Source organism: Kutzneria kofuensis (genome assembly GCF_014203355.1).
Taxonomy (GTDB): Bacteria; Actinomycetota; Actinomycetes; order Mycobacteriales; family Pseudonocardiaceae; genus Kutzneria; species Kutzneria kofuensis.
Genome location: NZ_JACHIR010000001.1, coordinates 6,496,275 through 6,511,315, shown reverse-complemented (window position 1 = coordinate 6,511,315; position 15,041 = coordinate 6,496,275). Strand labels below are relative to the sequence as shown.

Genomic DNA, 15,041 nt, shown 5'->3' with positions numbered 1-15,041 from the left:
CGGCGTAGCACAACGGGCTACATAGTTCACCGTTGTGGTGATCGCACGTGGACGACCCCACTCACGCTCATCGTCCGAAGTGGACCTGACACGGAGCGGTACGGCCGGCGGCCTTCAGTGGCGTGGCCCCTGGCACTTGGCCCGCGCGGCTGGGATGTGGACCGGATCGCGGCCCGGCACGACCTTGTTGCTGATCGTTCCCAGTTCGTCGACGGTCATGGTGATCACGTCGCCGGGTCTCAGCGGTGGCAGGCCTTCAGTGCCGTACCGCCCCCACAGTTCGGCGAGGCAGCCGGAACCACAGGTGCCGGAACCGAGAACGTCGCCAGGTCGCACCGTGGTGCCGCGTGAGGCGTAGGCGACCATCTCCTCGAACGTCCACGCCATGTTCGCCAGCGAGTCCCGTCCGACCTCGATGCCGTTGCGGGCCACGACCATGGTGAGGTCGAGGAATCCCTCCGCGTCACGCCGGGTCTCCAGTTCGTCCGCGGTGACCAGCCACGGGCCGAGTGTGCTCGCGCTGTCCTTGCCCTTGGCCGGGCCGAGCTTGACCCGCATCTCCCGGGCCTGGAGATCGCGGGCCGACCAGTCGTTGAGAACGGTGTAGCCGATGATGTGCCCACGCGCCGCCTCCGGAGTGAGGTCACTGCCCGCGCGCCCGACGACGGCCGCCACCTCCAACTCGAAGTCGAACACCTCGCTTCCCGGCGGAATCCGCACGTCGTCGAACGGGCCGATCAGCGAGTGCGGATTGGTGAAGTAGAAGGTGGGCGCCTCGTACCACTCCGGCCCCACTTCGTCGCCGAACCGTCGCGCGATGCCTTCCACGTGACGTTCGAACGTGACGAAGTCGCGGATGGCCGACGGCTGCAGCGGCGGCAGCAGCCGCACCGAATCCAGCGGAAGCGGACGCTCTCCCAGCGCGGCGTCAGCGGCTTGCACAACCGCTTCTCGCTCGATCAGTTCGAGCAGGGTCGCGGCCCAGGGCACCGGGTGCAGGCCCTGATCCGTCACCAACCCGACGCGGGAGACACCGTCCTGGTGAAATGTCGCGAGCTTCATCAGTGGCGCACCTCCGGACCTGCGCCGGCCCGGACCATCACGAGGGCCACGAACGCCGCGCACACGCACACCACCGCGCTGACGATGGAGCCGATGGCGTACCCGTGCTCCAGTGCCTGTCTGGCAAAGACCGACGCAGGCCCGAGATCCGCTGTGGCGACGGCGAGCGGGCCGCCTGACTCGAGCACGGCATTCGCGGGTCCGGGCCGACCGGCCAGTCGTGGCGCCAGCGCATCGGCCGCCTGGCTCAGCACGATGGTGCCGATCAAGGCCGGACCGAACGTCTGCCCGAGGTCGCGCACCACGCTCGCGGTCGCGCTGGCCATACCGGTGAGCTGGACCGGCACGACGTTGACCGCGGCGGCGGTGATGGCGGAGACGAGCAGGCCGAATCCCAGCCCCACAGCGAGCAGCGCCGGCAGCATGGTGACCAGGGTGGAGCCCGCGATCGGCAGCGCGCCGAGCCAGATCCAGCCGGCGGCGATCGCGAGCAGCCCGGAGACGAGCATGATCCGCGGACCGACGCGGTGCAGCAGCCGGACCAGCAGCGGCCAGATGAACGGCGTCACGCCCTGGATCACCAGGAACGGGCCCGCCGCCTGCAGCGGCGTCTGGTGCTGGATGACACCGAGCCTGATGCTCAACGCGTAGGCGCCGCCCAGAAACCCGAACATGCCGACCACGGCCACGATCGCGGCACCGCTGAACGCCGGGATGCGGAACAGCGACAGCCGGAGCATCGGTTGCGCGCTGCGGTTCTCGATGGCGACGAACGCTGTCAGGAGCACGATGAAGAGCACGAACGCGGCGATCACCGGTGGTGAGGTCCAGCCCAGCTCCGGTCCTTCGATCATCCCGAACAGCAGAGCCAGCAGCGCGGCGGCGACGGTGATCTGGCCGGGCCAGTCCAACGATCGGCCGTCCGGCCGGCTGGACTCCTTCACCAGCGCGAAGTTCGTGATCGTGCAGATGCCGGAGAGAACTGCGACGGCACCGAACGCCCAGTGGAACGAGCCCAGTTCGACTGCCGCGCCCGACAATGGTGGCGCGACGAGCGCACCTGCGGACAGCGCGGTGGTCCAGGCGGCCAGGCCGCGGGCGCGGGCGGCGGGGTTCGGCGTCGCGGCCGTGATGACGGCGAGTGAGGACGGGAACAGCGCGGCCGCGCCGATACCCGCCGCTGCCTGGCCGGCCCACAGCGTCAGCGCAGTGCCCCCCACCGCGGCGATCGTTGCGCCGAGCAGCGTCAGCAGCGACCCGGCCAGCAGCACCTTCTTGCGTCCGTGGCGGTCTCCCAGCACGCCGAAGGTCAGGCTGAACATCGCGATGGGAACCAGGAAGGCGTCGCTCACCCACGTCAGTTCCGCGCCCGACAGCTGCAGCGTTCGCTGGATGACGCCGTTGATCGCGGCCGGCAGTACGAGCCCGGTCTGGGCGAGGAACACCGCGAAGCAACCGGCCACGAGTGTGCCGGCCGCGAGGCGGGTCGGTTGTTCGTCCACAACGTCGGGGATCACACCAAGTCCTCCATGAATTCACCCATGCACGCGAATGCCGACGGGCCTTCCAGTGCCGGGATGTCGGGATCGAGCTCGCGGTAGACCGCGTGCACGTTGACGACCAACCGTTCGTGTTCCGGCAGATCGCCGTACTCGCGGAGGTCGATGTCCTGCGCCGCCTCGACAAAGGTCATGCCCTTCTCGTGCCGCGCCGCGGCTTCCTCCTGTACGAATCGCAGGTAGGCAGCCTGGGCTCGGACGGCCCGCACGGTCGTGACCAGCCCGTGGCCGGGCACCACCGTGCAGACGCCGAGCTCGCAGATCAGGTCGCAGGCTCGAAGCCAGTTGCCGATCGGGCCGGTCCAGACGATCGGCGTGCCACCGGCGAAAACGATGTCACCGGTGTAGACCACACCGGCCGACGGGACATGGACGATCGTGTCGCCGGCTGTGTGCGCCGGTCCGACGTCGATCAACCGAACGTCCGTGCCGCCGACAACGAGGTCGAGCTCATCCACATAGAGCGTCGCGGGGTAGACCGGCTCCACATCGGACAGGTCGAAGCCGCGGAAGACGCGTCGTGCGAACGCACCCGCCCGTCCTTGCTGCGCCAGGAGCGCCCGCACTTCGGCCGGGCCGACGGCCCGCATCTCCGCCGCCGTGGGCGCCGCCGCGATGATCTCCCGGTCGGACAGGAGCTGATTGCCGAACCAGTGGTCGCCGTTGCCGTGGGTGTTGACCACCCGCTCGACAGGAGCCGTTGCCACGACGTCCTGCATCGCGGTGAGCAGGCGCGATGTCGAAGCCACGTCGAACAAGGTGTCGACGAGCAGGGACTCACCCGTCCCTGCGACGAGGCCGGAGTTGCTGTGGCCCCAACCTCCGCTCTCGGGCAGCCACACATGGCAACCGCGTCCGAGATCGACGTGCGCGCCGGAAGAAGCCACCAGGAACCTCCTGGACTCAAGTCCATTCTTGAACTGAAGTCCAAGATTGCACCTGAGTACAAGAAGAGTCAAGGCTCGTGTTCTACTGGGGCATGGCCTCAGCACCGAAGCGGCGTGATCGGAAACGCCAGGACGTCAGCGACCGTCTGTACGAAGCCGCTCGCGACCTGTTCGTAGCTCGTGGTTTCGAGGCCACCACCATGGACGACATCGCTGCCGAGGCCGACGTCGCGCGGGCCACGGTCTTCAACCACTACAAGACGAAGGCCGCGTTCCTCGAGGAGTGGGGGCGCCAGCGCCGGATCAAGGTCGCTGCCGCGCTCTCCGCCGAGCAGGCCGACGACCTCAGCACACCCGACCAGATCCGGCACTACCTTCGCGAACTCGCGCGACTCAACGTCGAGTCCCGCCGCGAGACCGCCGCCCTCATGGATGCCGCGATGCGGCACGGCGACCCGTTGCGCGGGCCGGCGTTGGAAACCGAGCTGACGAAGACCGTCGAACGAGGTCAACAAATCGGCGAGTTGCAGCCTCAGGTCGATCCCGCGGTCGCGGGCCGGCTACTCGCCGCCGGGTACTTCTCCACGGTGCTGCGCTGGGTGCACGACGATCCCGCCCCCTTCGACCTCGCCGAGCAGCTCGACGACATGGCCTCCCTCGTGCTGCGCGGACTGGTCATCGCGTCTGCTGCGGCTGCTCGTCGCGGGAGCGCATAACCGTCATCGGCTGTCGCGCGGTCCAGCAGGCGTGGATTCGGCGGGCGCGATCGCGTCCAGTAGGTCGAGGTAGCCGTCCGTGGCGCGCCAGAGAGAGTCGGCGACGGGCTCGAGTTTGCCGGGGCGCCAGCGCTTGTCGTCGTACGCACGGTGGTTGCGACGCAGGGAGCGGAGGCTGATGGCGAGTTCGGTGTCGAGCTGGAACCGGAGCTGCGGTGGGGTGGGAGCGTCGGCGCGGACGTCGGTGCCGCGGCCGTCGTGGAGGGCGGCGAGGGTGGATTCCCGGATGCCGGACTCGGCGTCCCAGACGAGGGCGGGACGGGAAATGTGGTGGTTCCACACCGGGAGAGCGGCAGAGCGCCAGTACGGGACGAGGGGTTCCCTGAGGCGCACGGCCTGAGCCCAGTGCTGGCCGCCCTGGGGGATGTCGAGCCACGGAACGTCGGCGGCGGGGAGGTCGACGACGACGGCCACCTGCACCCGGTCGAGGTCACAGGGCTCGCCGAGCAGGTCGCCGAACGCCCAGAGGCCGACGACCGGCAGCATCGGCACAGGTGAGGGGGTGTCGCATCGGCGGGCCAGTTCCTCGAGGTGGTGGACACCGCGGCTCCATTTCACGGCGGCGATCCTCGCACAAGTAGGGTCACGGACGTGGCGGACGAGCAGGCGGTGGAGATCTACACGGACGGCGCGTGCAGCGGAAACCCCGGCCCGGGCGGCTGGGGTGCGGTGCTGCGCTACGGCCGTCACGAGCGGGAGCTCTACGGGGGCGACGAGGGGCCGACCACGAACAACCGGATGGAGCTGATGGCGCCGATCCGGGCGCTGGAGACGCTGACCCGGCCGTCGACGGTGCTGGTGTACACGGACAGCACGTACGTCCGCAACGGCGTGATGAGCTGGCTGCCGCGGTGGAAGACCAACGGCTGGCGGACGAGCAACCGGGAGCCGGTGAAGAACGCGGACCTGTGGCAGCGGCTGGACGACGCGATGGCCCCGCACCGAGTGGAATGGCACTGGGTGAAGGGCCACGCGGGCCATCCGGAGAACGAGCGCGCGGACCGGCTGGCGGTCAAGGGAGCGCAGGAAGCGATGGCAGCCAAGGGAAGTCGCTGATCACACGGCGACCGTCAGCTCGTCCAGGAATCCGGTGACGCGGGTGATGAAGCCGGTCGGGTCCTCGGCGGGGGCGCCGTGGCCGGCGTCGATCTCGGCGTAGCGAGAGGTGGCGATGCCGGCGAGGAGGGCCTGCTGCTGGGCGGGATCGATGACACGGTCGTGGATGCTGGCCAGCACGAGGGTTGGGGCGACGACGGAATCGAGCACGGGGGTGAGGTCGACGGCGGTGTCGACGTCGATCTGCCGGAGGGCGCCGGGGGTGATGGCGGCGGCGAGATCCCGCACGAGGGCCTCGTTGTCGGGAGACGAGGACCAGTAGCGGGGGCCGAAGGCCATGAGGGGCAGCATGCGGGCGAAGAGGGAGACGTCGGCGGCCAGGAGTTCCTTCCAGTAAAGGAATTCTGCGGCCATTCGGGGAGTGGTGCGGACCCAGCCGGCGTGCAGGGCCAGGGACAGCACGCGGTCGGGGTGGGTGCCGGCGACGTGGGTGGCGATGGCGGCGCCGAGGGAATGGCCGACGAGGTGGAAGGAGTCCAGGCCGGCGTGATCGGCGGCGGCGACGATCTCGTCGGCCAGGTCGGAAAGCAGCAGCGGGCCGCCGTGGTCGACGGTGCCGCCGGAGCCGGAGTAGTCGGGCGCGACAACGGTGAATCTGTCCTGCAGGGCCGAAGTCAGGCCCTGCCACTGCAAGCGGGTGGCGGCGGTGCCGTGGACGAGGACAACGCCGGGGCCGGCGCCGGTGACGTCGTACTCGACGACGGCGTCGCCGCCGCTGATCCGGACGGGTGCGTGAGGCATGAGCGAACCTTTCAGCTCAGGAACTTGCGCAAAGCGGCGTTGAAGGCGTCGGGGTCTTCCTGGTGCGGCATGTGCCCGACGCCGGGGATCTCGGTGACGGCGGAACCGGGGGTCACAGCGGCGCACTCGTGAGCGACGGCGACGGGGATCTGGGTGTCCAGCGAGCCGTGGATGTAGTGGATCGGCACCATCAGCCCGGGCAGCACGGGGCGAGGGTCGTAGGTCAGGAAGGCGTCGAACTGCTCGTCGATGTAGACGCCGGAATCCAGCATCTGCCGCACGGTCCAGTCGATCAGCGCCGGCTCGGCGCCCGGAGCGAACCAGTGCGGCACCCAGCCGGCGATGGTGCCGGCGCGGTCCTGACGCAGGTCGCGTCGCAGCTGCTCCAGCGGCATGCCGGTGGACGGCCAATGCGCGGGCCCGTCCACGGCCACGGCGGCGGAGATCAACTCGGGGTGGCAGACCGCGAGCTCGGTGGCGAAGGTGCCCCCGATCGACGATCCGACGACGGTCGGCCGGTCGAGACCGAGCCGGTCGATCACGGCGACCAGGTCGTCGAGCACGCCGTCGAGGGTGTTGCCGTGGGCGGGATGGTCGGAGCGCCCGCAGCCACGCCAGTCGAGGGTGACGACGCGGTGCGTCCGCACGAACTCCGGCAGCTGCGCGCCCCACACCCGGCCGCTGGTGGCCCAGCCGTGCAGGAACAGCAGGCCGGGGCCGGTGCCCTCGTCCTCGTAGAAGAGCTTGATGTCGTTGACGTCCAGTAGCGGCATGGGCCCAGCCAACCTCGTCGGAACCGCCCGACCAACGAGCGATCGACGCTTACACTCATCACGGAAACTGATCAATCGAGGGCGTCGGCATGGAACTCAGGCAGCTGCACTACTTCCTCACGGTGGCCGAGGAGCTGCACTTCGGGCGGGCCGCCGAGCGGCTGCACATCGTGCAGTCGGCGGTCAGCCAGCAGATCCGGCGGCTGGAGCGGGACCTCGGCATGGACCTGTTCGACCGCACCACCCGGACCGTGCGACTGACCGAGGCCGGCAAGCTGCTGCTGCCGCACGCACGGCAGATGTTGGCGACAGCGGCCCAGGCCCGCACCGCGATCGACGAGCTGCGCGCCGAGCACGCGACGACGGTCCGGCTCGGCACGAGTGTCGGACTCGGCGCCCGACTGGAGATCATCCTCGCGGAGTTCGCGCGGTTGAGCGGAAACGCCACACTCGAACTCGTCACCGCGGAGACCGATGAGCGGTTGCGGCGGGTGCGGTCCGGCGAGCTGGATGCGGCGTTGCTGCGCGGCGAGCGGCCAACGCCGGGACTGGAGTTGTTGCCGCTGTGGGAGGATCCGCTGATGGTCGCGCTGCCGGCCCGGCATGATCTCGCCGTGCGGGGCGTGATCGACATGGCCGAGCTGGCCGGGTTGCCGCTCCGATTGGCGTCACGGCAACGAAACCCGACCCTCCACGACCTCGTCACCCGATCCTGTCGGGAGGCCGGCTTCGAGCCCGAGTTCGGCCCGGAGTTCACCACGGACCAGGACACGCTGGCCGCGATCGGCTTCGGCAAGCCGTCCTGGACGGTGTTCTACGCCCCGCAGGCCGAACAGCTACCGGTGCCGGGCGTGGTGTTCCGGCCGCTGCGCAACCCGGCGCCGGTGATGCGCGCCTTCCTTGCGGTGCGACCGGATCCGCCCGGCGCCGGGCTGCGCGTGCTGATCGAGGCGTGCAACGCGGTGCGTTAGGCCTCACGCGACGGCGATGGCGGCGATGCCGGCCAGCACCACCAGGGAGCCGATGAGGCGGCGGGCGGCCTGGGCCTCGCCGAGCAGCCGCCAGGCGGCGAGACCGCCGAGGACGATGGAGAGCTCGCGGGCGGGGGCGACGAGGCTGACGGGGGCGAGCCGGAGGGCATAGAGGACGAACAGGTAGCCGAGTGGCGAGAGCAGGCCGACAGTGAGGATCTGGCGGCGGTACCGCTGCCAGACAGCGGCGACGGAAGCCTTGTCGCGCAGGGCGGACGGAGCGAGAAGGAGGCTCTGGAAGATCGCGCCCGAGCCGAAGTAGGCCAGCGGCGGGATGCCGAGCGCGGTGACGGAATGGGCGTCCCACAGCGTGTACGCGGCGATGACGGCGCCGGTGAGGACGCCGTAGAACACGCCGGCGCGGCGACGACCCGGGGTCGCGTGGGCGGTCTTGCCGGAGCTGATCACGAGGACCCCGGTGATCACCAGAAAGGCGCCGAGCAGACCGGGCCAGCCGGGGTGTTCGCCGAGGAACAACACGGCCACCAGCACGGACAGCAGCGGGCCGGTCCCACGGGCCAGGGGATACACGACGGAGAGGTCGCCGACGGCGTAGCCGCGCTGCAACACGATGCCGTAGACGACGTGCAGCACGGCGGTGCCCAGGGCGGCGAGCAACCACGTCCACTGTGGACGTTCGGCGAACAGCAGAACGACCGCCACCGGGCCGAAGATGACGGCGGACACCGTGTAGTACAGGAAGACGAACCGCGGACCGCCGTCGCCGACCTGTTTGGCGGCGAGGTTCCAGACGGCGTGCACGACGGCGGCGACGAGCACGAGCGAGAGAGCGAAGCCGTTCACGTGAGCGCCTTCCCCCGAGGTCCGCGCGGACCCGGGAAGGCCTCCAGGCTTTTGTCCCGTCAGCTGAACAGCCACGCCCCGTCGTGACTGACGGTGCCGCTCGGACCAGACCCGCGAGGCGGCGGAACCCTAGGCACTACGCCGACCACCATACGTTGCTTCGCACCCGTTGTGTCATACCCCACAATAACGCAACGCTGTTGCATTATTAACGCAACGGCGTTCTACTAACTGTATGGCAACGCAGACCTGGTTCATCACCGGTTCCTCCCGCGGCTTCGGCCGCGCCCTCACCGTCGCCGCCCTCGAGGCCGGCGACCAGGTCGCCGCGACGGCGCGTAGGCCCGAGCAGCTCGACGACCTCGTGCGGCAGTACGGCGACCGCATCCTGCCGCTGGCCCTGGACGTCACCGACCGGGCCGCGGCGGTCACCGCGCTCGACGCGACGGCCGCCCGGTTCGGCCGGATCGACGTCGTGGTCAACAACGCCGGATACGCCAACCTCGCCCCGGTCGAGACCACGCCCGAGGACGACTTCCGCCGGCAGTTCGACACCAACTTCTGGGGCGTCTACAACGTCTCGACCGCGGCGATCCCGCTGCTCAAGACCCAGGGCGCGGGCACGATCGTGCAGTTCTCCTCGATCGGCGGCCGCGTCGGCGGCACGCCGGGCCTGGGTTCCTACCAGGCGGCCAAGTTCGCGGTCGACGGCCTCACCCGCGTGCTGGCGACCGAGACCGGGCCGCTGGGCATCCGGTACCTCGTGGTGGAGCCGAGCGGCTTCGCCACCGACTGGGCCGGCCCGTCCATGCAGGTCCCCGACGTCGCCCCGGAATACGCCGCGACCGTCGGCGCCATGGCCCGCGGGCTCGACCTTCCCGCGTTCACCGCCGGCGACCCGAAGCGGGCCGGCGAGATCTTGGTGCGGGTGGTCAAGAGCGGGAACCTCCCGTCCCATCTGCTGCTCGGCGTCGACGCCGTCGAGATGGCGCAGAGCTACTCGCGCAGCCAACTGGCGGAGTCGGCCGCGTGGGCGGCGGTCAGCCGGTCCGCCGACGTCAGCCAGGAATACCCCGTCGAGCTCCCGAACGAAGAACAGCGATGAGTTTCACGGGCAAGGTCGCGATCGTGACCGGCGCCGGCAGCGGGATGGGCCGGGCGACGGCGGTGCTACTGGCCGGGCGCGGCGCCGCGGTCACGGTCGTCGGCCGGCGGGCCAACAAGCTCGACGAGGTCGTCGAGGAGATCGAGAAGGCGGGCGGACGGGCGCTGGCCGTCTCCGCCGACGTCGGCGACGCCGCCGACGTCGAACGGGCCGTCGCCGAGACGGTCTCGCACTTCGGCGCGCTGCACTACGCCGTCAACAATGCCGGCGTGGCCGGCCGGCAGATCCCGACCGGGGAGCTGCCGCTGGAGGAGTGGCAGCGGGTGCGGAGCATCAACCTCGACGGCCTGTTCTACGGCCTGCGGTACGAGATCCCGGCGATGCTGGCCAGCGGCGGCGGCGCGATCGTCAACATTTCCAGCGTTTTCGCCGACCTCGGCGGGCCGGCCGTGCAGTATTCGACCGCCAAGCACGGGATCCGCGGCCTCACCCGCACCGCCGCGAAGGAGTACGGGTCGCGCGGCATCCGCGTCAACGAGCTGCAGCCGGGCATCATCGAGTCGGAGATGACCGAGGCCGACCCGGCCGGAACGCGGCGCGTCGCCGAGCGTGGCGTGCCGCTCGGCCGGATCGGCACCGGCGAGGAGATCGCCGCCGCGGTGGCGTTTCTGCTCTCGGACGAGGCGTCCTACATCACCGGCGCCCACCTCGCCGTCGACGGCGGCTTCCTCGCCTGAGCCTCCGGCCGACACGACGAACGATCTCGCGCGAACTAGCCCTTGGCCGCTGCCTTCGCCGCCTTCTTGAACGCCCGCACCTCGCCCAGCGACTTCGCGTCCACCACATCCGCCACGCTCCGACGAGAACCCTCCTCGCCGTACGCACCAGCGGCCTCGCGCCAACCCACGGGCTTCACACCCATCTGCTTTCCCAGCAACGCCAAGAAGATCCGCGCCTTCTGGTCACCGAAGCCGGGCAACGCCGTCAGCCGCTTCAGCACCTCCGCGCCGTCCGGCTTGCCCTGCTTCCAGATCGACTCCACCTTGCCGTCGTAGTGCTCGACCAGGAACTGGGCCAGGGTCTGAAGGCGCTTGGCCATGGAGCCGGGGAAACGGTGGATGGCCGGCGGGGTCGACACCAGCGCGGCGAACTCCTCCGGATCGGCCTCGGCGACCCGGTGAACGTCGAACACGCCCATCCGGTCCAGGATCAGCTTCGGCCCCTTGAACGCCTTCTCCATCGGCACCTGTTGATCAAGTAGCATGCCGAACAAGAGCGCGAGGTAGTCGCGGGCGAGCAGGGCGTCAGCCTCGGGTTCCTGGGCGAGACACAACTTGCGAGTCACCGGCGGAGTGTCTCACACGGCCCGGCGAGATCGCTCGTCCACGGCGGCGTCGCGGACCCGGACCCGGCGAATGCTCGGCGAGGGCTCGTTCGACGCAGGGGTGTGGCCGACACCGTGGCAAAACTACGATGATTCCCAGCTCGGTCTCTTGGTCGTCAGGCACATCCGCCTTCCGCACGCGAATTTGGAGGCACCTGTGAAGCTCCTGCTTACGTCAGGTGGAGTCACGAACCCGAGCATCCACTCGGCGCTCGTGGAGCTTCTGGGTAAGCCGATCTCCGAATGCCACGCCCTCTGCGTCCCGACAGCACAGTGGGGCCACCCGATGTGCGGTCCGACATCGGTGCGGGGATTCGTAGCCGCCGAGCCCGTGTGGCAGCACTTCTCGGGCCTGGGCTGGGCGTCGCTCGGTGTCCTCGAGCTCACCGCACTTCCCACCATAGGCACGGAGCGCTGGGTTCCCTGGGTCCGGGAGGCGGACGTGCTCCTGGTCGACGGCGGCGACGCGACGTACCTGTGCCACTGGATGCGGGAGTCCGGGCTGGCCGATCTGCTGCTTTCGCTGCCCGACTTGGTCTGGGTGGGAGTGAGTGCCGGAAGCATGGTGATGACGCCCCGGATCGGAGCGTACTTCGTGGAGTGGCCGGCCGCGCCGGACGACCGCACCCTGGGAGTCGTCGACTTCTCGATCTTCCCGCACCTGAACGCTTTCCCGACGAACACACCGGCTGACGCAGAGCGGTGGGCGGCCGACATCGGCGTCCCGGCCTACGCCATCGACGAACAGACGGCCATCAAGGTCATCGACGGCTCCGTCGAGGTGGTCTCCGAAGGGCAGTGGACGAAGTTCGGGTCATAGCCGCCCGGCATTCGTGACGTCGGGCCCCGCATGAGCTGTCAGCGCCGTGCTTACAGGTGAAGCCGGCTCCCGGTTCACGTGCTGGCTCGGTCCAGCTGTGGGTAAAGGCCTTCGATGGGGCCGGCGAGGCCGGCCTTGACCTGGCGGCTGATCTCGTCGGCGAGGATCTCGAGCTCACCGGTTTCGATGCCGTCGTAGGCTGCGCGGACGACATCGTCCGCGGCGAGCTTCGGGGCGTCGACGTCACGGGCCATCGGCGTGTCGGCGTAGCCGAGGTGGAGCGCCGCGACGTGCACGCCGTCGGGCGCGAGCTTGATCCGTTGGGTGTTGGTGGCCGACCAGAGCGCGGCCTTCGTAGCACTGTAGGCGTCACCGATCGCCAGCCAACTGAGCACGGAGAGCACGTTGAGCACGGTCCCGCGGTTGGCCCGCAGCGCGGGTGCGAATGCGTTGGTCACGGTGAGCGCGCCCCAGAAGTTCGTCTCGAAGAGAGCACGCGCGTCAGTGAGGTCGTCAGCGAGCAGGCTGGAGCGGTTGGCCGCGCCAGCGTTGTTGATGACGACAGTGACATCGGAGATTTCGGCAGCGGCCGCGGTGACCGAGGCAGGATCGGTGACGTCGAGCTGGATCGGTTCTGCGGCGTACACGTGCTCGTCGGCATCGGCTTCGGGCTGCTCGCACCGGGCTTCGGCGCGGAGCTGATCGTGGATCACCGGCGGGCGTGAGAATCACGGCAGTCGCACGCCGGCGAGCTGGGTGGCCTGCGCCACCAGCCGTCCGGTGCTGTCCCAGACGTGACAGGCCTGGTCGACCCACGGCCCGTCGACCAGCCGGGCCTTGTTCACCACCCGCAGTGGTCCCGGCGCCGGCAGAGCCCGCAGGTACGCGGTCAGTTCCAGGGTGGGAACCCAGCCGGTCGTGGCGATGTCGAACGTGGCGGCCGGAAACGCGTCCACCGCGTACAGCAGGGAGACCGGGTCGAAGGACGCGCCGCCGGGCAGGGCGAGCCAGCCTCGGATCTCACCGCGGCCGCTCGGCGAGCCGGCGAACGCCCGGTGGCAGTCGGGATCGAGCCGCACCTCGGCCTCGGCCATGATCGCGGCTGGCTGGCCGGCCGGGGTGACCGGCCCCAGCCGGATCGCCACAGCGGGGTCGGTCATGGCCGGGTCGGGCAGGCTGTCCTGCCAGGCCGGACCGGGCGTCGGCGCGATCGTGCCCATGGTGAACAGGGCCTCCACGCACGGCGTGTCGTCGACCAGCAGCCGGCCGCGCAGTTGGCTGGTCGTCCGGCCGGTGCGCAACGGCTCGACGTGGATCTGGGCCGGCCCGGGCTCGGGCGAGCGCAGGAAGTGGGCGCTGGCCGCGAGCACATGGGGCTGCGTGCTGAGCTCGGCGACGGCGCGGCCGACCATGGCCAGCAGGTAGCCGCCGTTGGGGTGCCCCGCGATCGTCCATCGTGGACTGATGTCGACGGTGAACGCGAACGGGGCCATGGTGGAGACGGCGGTGACATCGGCGAAGGTGGTCACGAGTCGATCCCTTCGGCGGCGCGTTTGCGGGCCCGCGAGGCCCGGAGGTTGGCCGGGTTGCCGCAGGATCGCACGCTGTGCCAGACGCCGTTGTTGTTGCGGGTGTGGTCGTAGAACGTGGCCGGGCATACGGGGTTGCGGCAGGCCTTGAGCCGGCGCCAGGTGCCGTTCTCCTGGGCCAGGAAGCATTCGGCCAGCGCGGCGGCGGCGATCCAGCGCCAGCCGTCGCCGGCCGGCCGCAGCGCGAAGGACGGCCCCGGGGCCACCTCGACGACCGCCGCGCCGGCCAGACCGTCCACAGTGGTCTCGCCGACGACCAGGCCGCGCAGCTGGCGGCGCAGCGCCACCAGCGGGTCGAGATCCTCCGCGGTCAGTCGCGGGGCGGTCAGCGGCCCGCGGTGTTCGGCCAGCGACGACACCGCGCCGGCCAACCACTTCCGGGCCGAGGCCAGGTCCGCCAGGAGGTCGTCGTGCCGGTGCCGGGGCGCCGGGATGCCGTCCGAACAGGTGTTCAGGAAGTCCTGCACGAACCCCAGTCCGCCGGGCGCCGGGACGAGGCCCTCGATGCGTTCGGTGGCGGCCCACTGCGTGGTGATGGTCATGCTCCTCCTCTGCGGTACAGCGTCGACGCACCATTCCACAGCGCACCGGCGTTGAGGCGGGACGGGTGGCGTTCGAGCATGGCGTGGAAGAAGTCCTCGGCGCTGGCGTGCACGGCCAGCAGCTCCCGGGCGTCGAGCAGGTACCGGCGGGTCTCGGCGATCGCCCGGCCGGCGTCGTCGTCCAGACCGGCGTCCTTGTGCCCGGCCGTGATGTGCCGCGCGCCCAGCTGCTCGACCCGATCGATCGCGGCCAGCCACGCGTCCAGCCCGCCGTCGGCCGACTCGGCGAGGTACTGGTGCACGCCGTTGTAGATGACGTCCCCGGCGACGACCAGGCCGAGGTCGGGCACGTGCAGCACGGACGTGTCGTCGGTGTCGCTGTGCCCGACCTCGACGATCACGAGGTCGTGCCCCTCCAGCTGGAACCGGTTGCCCGACACGGTTTCGGCCGACACGGGACTGTCCGGGAGCTGGCCTGGGAACAGCCGGTCCCAGAAGCGGGCCCGGAAGTCGGGGTCGGCGTGCACACGCATCTGGGCGATGGTGCCGGCGGACGCGACGACCCGGGCCCCGGGAAAGCGCTTGCTGAGCGGGCCGGCGCCGAACCAGTGGTCAGCGTGGCCGTGCGTGGCGAAGATGTGGGTGAGCCGCTTGCCGCTGCGCTCGATCCGGTCGCCGATGGCCGCGGTCTGGTCGACGGTCAGCGGCGGATCCACCAGCACGGCGTCGTCCGAGCCGTAGATCAGGGTGCTGGAGATCGGCGAGAACATGCGGCGGTCACCGTTGGGCACCAACTCCTTGATGCTCTGCGGGATCGGGTCGGAGATCAGGACTTCGTAGTCGAGAGACATG

18 protein-coding genes are annotated in these 15,041 nt (G+C 70.1%); 6 read left to right on the top strand and 12 right to left on the bottom strand.

The genetic code is table 11. The annotated features are described in order from the left end of the window. Positions 1–114: 114 nt before the first annotated feature. The 3 genes from BJ998_RS30180 to BJ998_RS30170 are packed head-to-tail and all read right to left on the bottom strand — an operon-like array spanning position 115 to position 3,463. The gene (locus tag BJ998_RS30180; RefSeq protein WP_184866733.1) at positions 115–1,062 is read right to left on the bottom strand and encodes a fumarylacetoacetate hydrolase family protein; all 948 of its coding nucleotides are present in this window, start codon (positions 1,060–1,062) and stop codon (positions 115–117) included. Beyond that, positions 1,062–2,579, bottom strand: coding sequence for an MFS transporter (locus BJ998_RS30175; protein WP_184866732.1), 1,518 nt, complete (start codon positions 2,577–2,579; stop codon positions 1,062–1,064). The genes BJ998_RS30180 and BJ998_RS30175 overlap by 1 nt, the downstream gene beginning before the upstream one ends. Next, the gene (locus BJ998_RS30170; protein ID WP_312890578.1) at positions 2,576–3,463 is read right to left on the bottom strand and encodes an MBL fold metallo-hydrolase; all 888 of its coding nucleotides are present in this window, start codon (positions 3,461–3,463) and stop codon (positions 2,576–2,578) included. The genes BJ998_RS30175 and BJ998_RS30170 overlap by 4 nt, the downstream gene beginning before the upstream one ends. Positions 3,464–3,600: 137 nt before the next feature. On the opposite strand from BJ998_RS30170, the gene BJ998_RS30165 reads away from it, so the two are divergent. Beyond that, a complete protein-coding gene (locus BJ998_RS30165) occupies positions 3,601–4,224 on the top strand; it encodes a TetR/AcrR family transcriptional regulator (RefSeq protein ID WP_184866730.1) in 624 nt (207 codons plus the stop codon). A gap of 3 nt (positions 4,225–4,227) precedes the next feature. Here the strand turns inward: BJ998_RS30165 and BJ998_RS30160 are convergent, their stop codons facing one another. Beyond that, positions 4,228–4,842, bottom strand: a complete 615-nt coding sequence (locus BJ998_RS30160) for a DUF7711 family protein (RefSeq protein ID WP_184866729.1) — start codon at positions 4,840–4,842, stop codon at positions 4,228–4,230. A gap of 33 nt (positions 4,843–4,875) precedes the next feature. On the opposite strand from BJ998_RS30160, the gene rnhA reads away from it, so the two are divergent. Next, the gene (gene rnhA, locus BJ998_RS30155; protein WP_184866728.1) at positions 4,876–5,340 is read left to right on the top strand and encodes a ribonuclease HI; all 465 of its coding nucleotides are present in this window, start codon (positions 4,876–4,878) and stop codon (positions 5,338–5,340) included. Here rnhA and BJ998_RS30150 read toward each other — a convergent pair whose 3' ends face one another. Together BJ998_RS30150 and BJ998_RS30145 are read right to left on the bottom strand one after the other, a co-directional pair. Beyond that, the gene (locus tag BJ998_RS30150) at positions 5,341–6,141 is read right to left on the bottom strand and encodes an alpha/beta fold hydrolase (protein WP_184866727.1); all 801 of its coding nucleotides are present in this window, start codon (positions 6,139–6,141) and stop codon (positions 5,341–5,343) included. It lies immediately after the preceding gene. Positions 6,142–6,152: 11 nt separating this feature from the next. Continuing rightward, complete coding sequence (locus tag BJ998_RS30145) at positions 6,153–6,914, bottom strand: alpha/beta fold hydrolase (RefSeq protein WP_184866726.1); 762 nt, start codon at positions 6,912–6,914, stop codon at positions 6,153–6,155. Positions 6,915–7,003: 89 nt separating this feature from the next. On the opposite strand from BJ998_RS30145, the gene BJ998_RS30140 reads away from it, so the two are divergent. Next, on the top strand, positions 7,004–7,885 hold the full coding sequence (locus BJ998_RS30140; RefSeq protein ID WP_184866725.1) for a LysR family transcriptional regulator: 882 nt from the start codon (positions 7,004–7,006) through the stop codon (positions 7,883–7,885). A 3-nt stretch (positions 7,886–7,888) separates the two neighbouring features. Here the strand turns inward: BJ998_RS30140 and BJ998_RS30135 are convergent, their stop codons facing one another. After that, positions 7,889–8,749, bottom strand: a complete 861-nt coding sequence (locus BJ998_RS30135; protein ID WP_184866724.1) for a DMT family transporter — start codon at positions 8,747–8,749, stop codon at positions 7,889–7,891. A 235-nt stretch (positions 8,750–8,984) separates the two neighbouring features. Between BJ998_RS30135 and BJ998_RS30130 the strand changes: the two genes are divergently transcribed. Both BJ998_RS30130 and BJ998_RS30125 read left to right on the top strand, forming a co-directional pair. Further along, complete coding sequence (locus tag BJ998_RS30130; RefSeq protein WP_184866723.1) at positions 8,985–9,854, top strand: SDR family NAD(P)-dependent oxidoreductase; 870 nt, start codon at positions 8,985–8,987, stop codon at positions 9,852–9,854. Then, positions 9,851–10,591: an SDR family NAD(P)-dependent oxidoreductase gene (locus BJ998_RS30125; RefSeq protein WP_184866722.1), complete on the top strand. Its 741-nt coding sequence runs from the start codon at positions 9,851–9,853 to the stop codon at positions 10,589–10,591. The genes BJ998_RS30130 and BJ998_RS30125 overlap by 4 nt, the downstream gene beginning before the upstream one ends. A 35-nt stretch (positions 10,592–10,626) precedes the next feature. Here the strand turns inward: BJ998_RS30125 and BJ998_RS30120 are convergent, their stop codons facing one another. Beyond that, entirely contained in the window at positions 10,627–11,199 is a 573-nt protein-coding gene (locus tag BJ998_RS30120; protein WP_184866721.1) for an HhH-GPD-type base excision DNA repair protein, read from the bottom strand. Positions 11,200–11,269: 70 nt separating this feature from the next. On the opposite strand from BJ998_RS30120, the gene BJ998_RS30115 reads away from it, so the two are divergent. Beyond that, positions 11,270–12,058: a Type 1 glutamine amidotransferase-like domain-containing protein gene (locus BJ998_RS30115; protein ID WP_221338177.1), complete on the top strand. Its 789-nt coding sequence runs from the start codon at positions 11,270–11,272 to the stop codon at positions 12,056–12,058. Positions 12,059–12,132: 74 nt separating this feature from the next. On the opposite strand, the gene BJ998_RS30110 is transcribed toward BJ998_RS30115, so the two are convergent. The 4 genes from BJ998_RS30110 to BJ998_RS30095 are packed head-to-tail and all read right to left on the bottom strand — an operon-like array spanning position 12,133 to position 15,040. Continuing rightward, positions 12,133–12,771: an SDR family NAD(P)-dependent oxidoreductase gene (locus tag BJ998_RS30110; RefSeq protein ID WP_184866720.1), complete on the bottom strand. Its 639-nt coding sequence runs from the start codon at positions 12,769–12,771 to the stop codon at positions 12,133–12,135. Positions 12,772–12,786: 15 nt separating this feature from the next. Further along, positions 12,787–13,587 carry a thioesterase family protein gene (locus BJ998_RS30105; protein WP_184869234.1) on the bottom strand — a complete coding sequence of 267 codons (801 nt, stop codon included), beginning with the start codon at positions 13,585–13,587 and terminating at the stop codon, positions 12,787–12,789. Next, entirely contained in the window at positions 13,584–14,189 is a 606-nt protein-coding gene (locus BJ998_RS30100) for a CGNR zinc finger domain-containing protein (protein ID WP_184866719.1), read from the bottom strand. Before BJ998_RS30100 ends, BJ998_RS30105 begins: the two co-directional genes overlap by 4 nt. Continuing rightward, the gene (locus tag BJ998_RS30095; protein WP_184866718.1) at positions 14,186–15,040 is read right to left on the bottom strand and encodes an MBL fold metallo-hydrolase; all 855 of its coding nucleotides are present in this window, start codon (positions 15,038–15,040) and stop codon (positions 14,186–14,188) included. Before BJ998_RS30095 ends, BJ998_RS30100 begins: the two co-directional genes overlap by 4 nt. Between the last annotated feature and the right edge of the window lies 1 nt (position 15,041).

What these genes read in the sequence shown, in the direction of transcription:
- BJ998_RS30180 (WP_184866733.1), bottom strand. Translation starts at nt 1,062, where the DNA reads ATGAAGCTCGCGACATTTCACCAGGACGGTGTCTCCCGCGTCGGGTTG.
- BJ998_RS30165 (WP_184866730.1), top strand. Translation starts at nt 3,601, where the DNA reads ATGGCCTCAGCACCGAAGCGGCGTGATCGGAAACGCCAGGACGTCAGC.
- BJ998_RS30150 (WP_184866727.1), bottom strand. Translation starts at nt 6,141, where the DNA reads ATGCCTCACGCACCCGTCCGGATCAGCGGCGGCGACGCCGTCGTCGAG.
- BJ998_RS30145 (WP_184866726.1), bottom strand. Translation starts at nt 6,914, where the DNA reads ATGCCGCTACTGGACGTCAACGACATCAAGCTCTTCTACGAGGACGAG.
- BJ998_RS30140 (WP_184866725.1), top strand. Translation starts at nt 7,004, where the DNA reads ATGGAACTCAGGCAGCTGCACTACTTCCTCACGGTGGCCGAGGAGCTG.
- BJ998_RS30130 (WP_184866723.1), top strand. Translation starts at nt 8,985, where the DNA reads ATGGCAACGCAGACCTGGTTCATCACCGGTTCCTCCCGCGGCTTCGGC.
- BJ998_RS30125 (WP_184866722.1), top strand. Translation starts at nt 9,851, where the DNA reads ATGAGTTTCACGGGCAAGGTCGCGATCGTGACCGGCGCCGGCAGCGGG.
- BJ998_RS30115 (WP_221338177.1), top strand. Translation starts at nt 11,270, where the DNA reads ATGCTCGGCGAGGGCTCGTTCGACGCAGGGGTGTGGCCGACACCGTGG.
- BJ998_RS30100 (WP_184866719.1), bottom strand. Translation starts at nt 14,189, where the DNA reads ATGACCATCACCACGCAGTGGGCCGCCACCGAACGCATCGAGGGCCTC.
- BJ998_RS30095 (WP_184866718.1), bottom strand. Translation starts at nt 15,040, where the DNA reads ATGTCTCTCGACTACGAAGTCCTGATCTCCGACCCGATCCCGCAGAGC.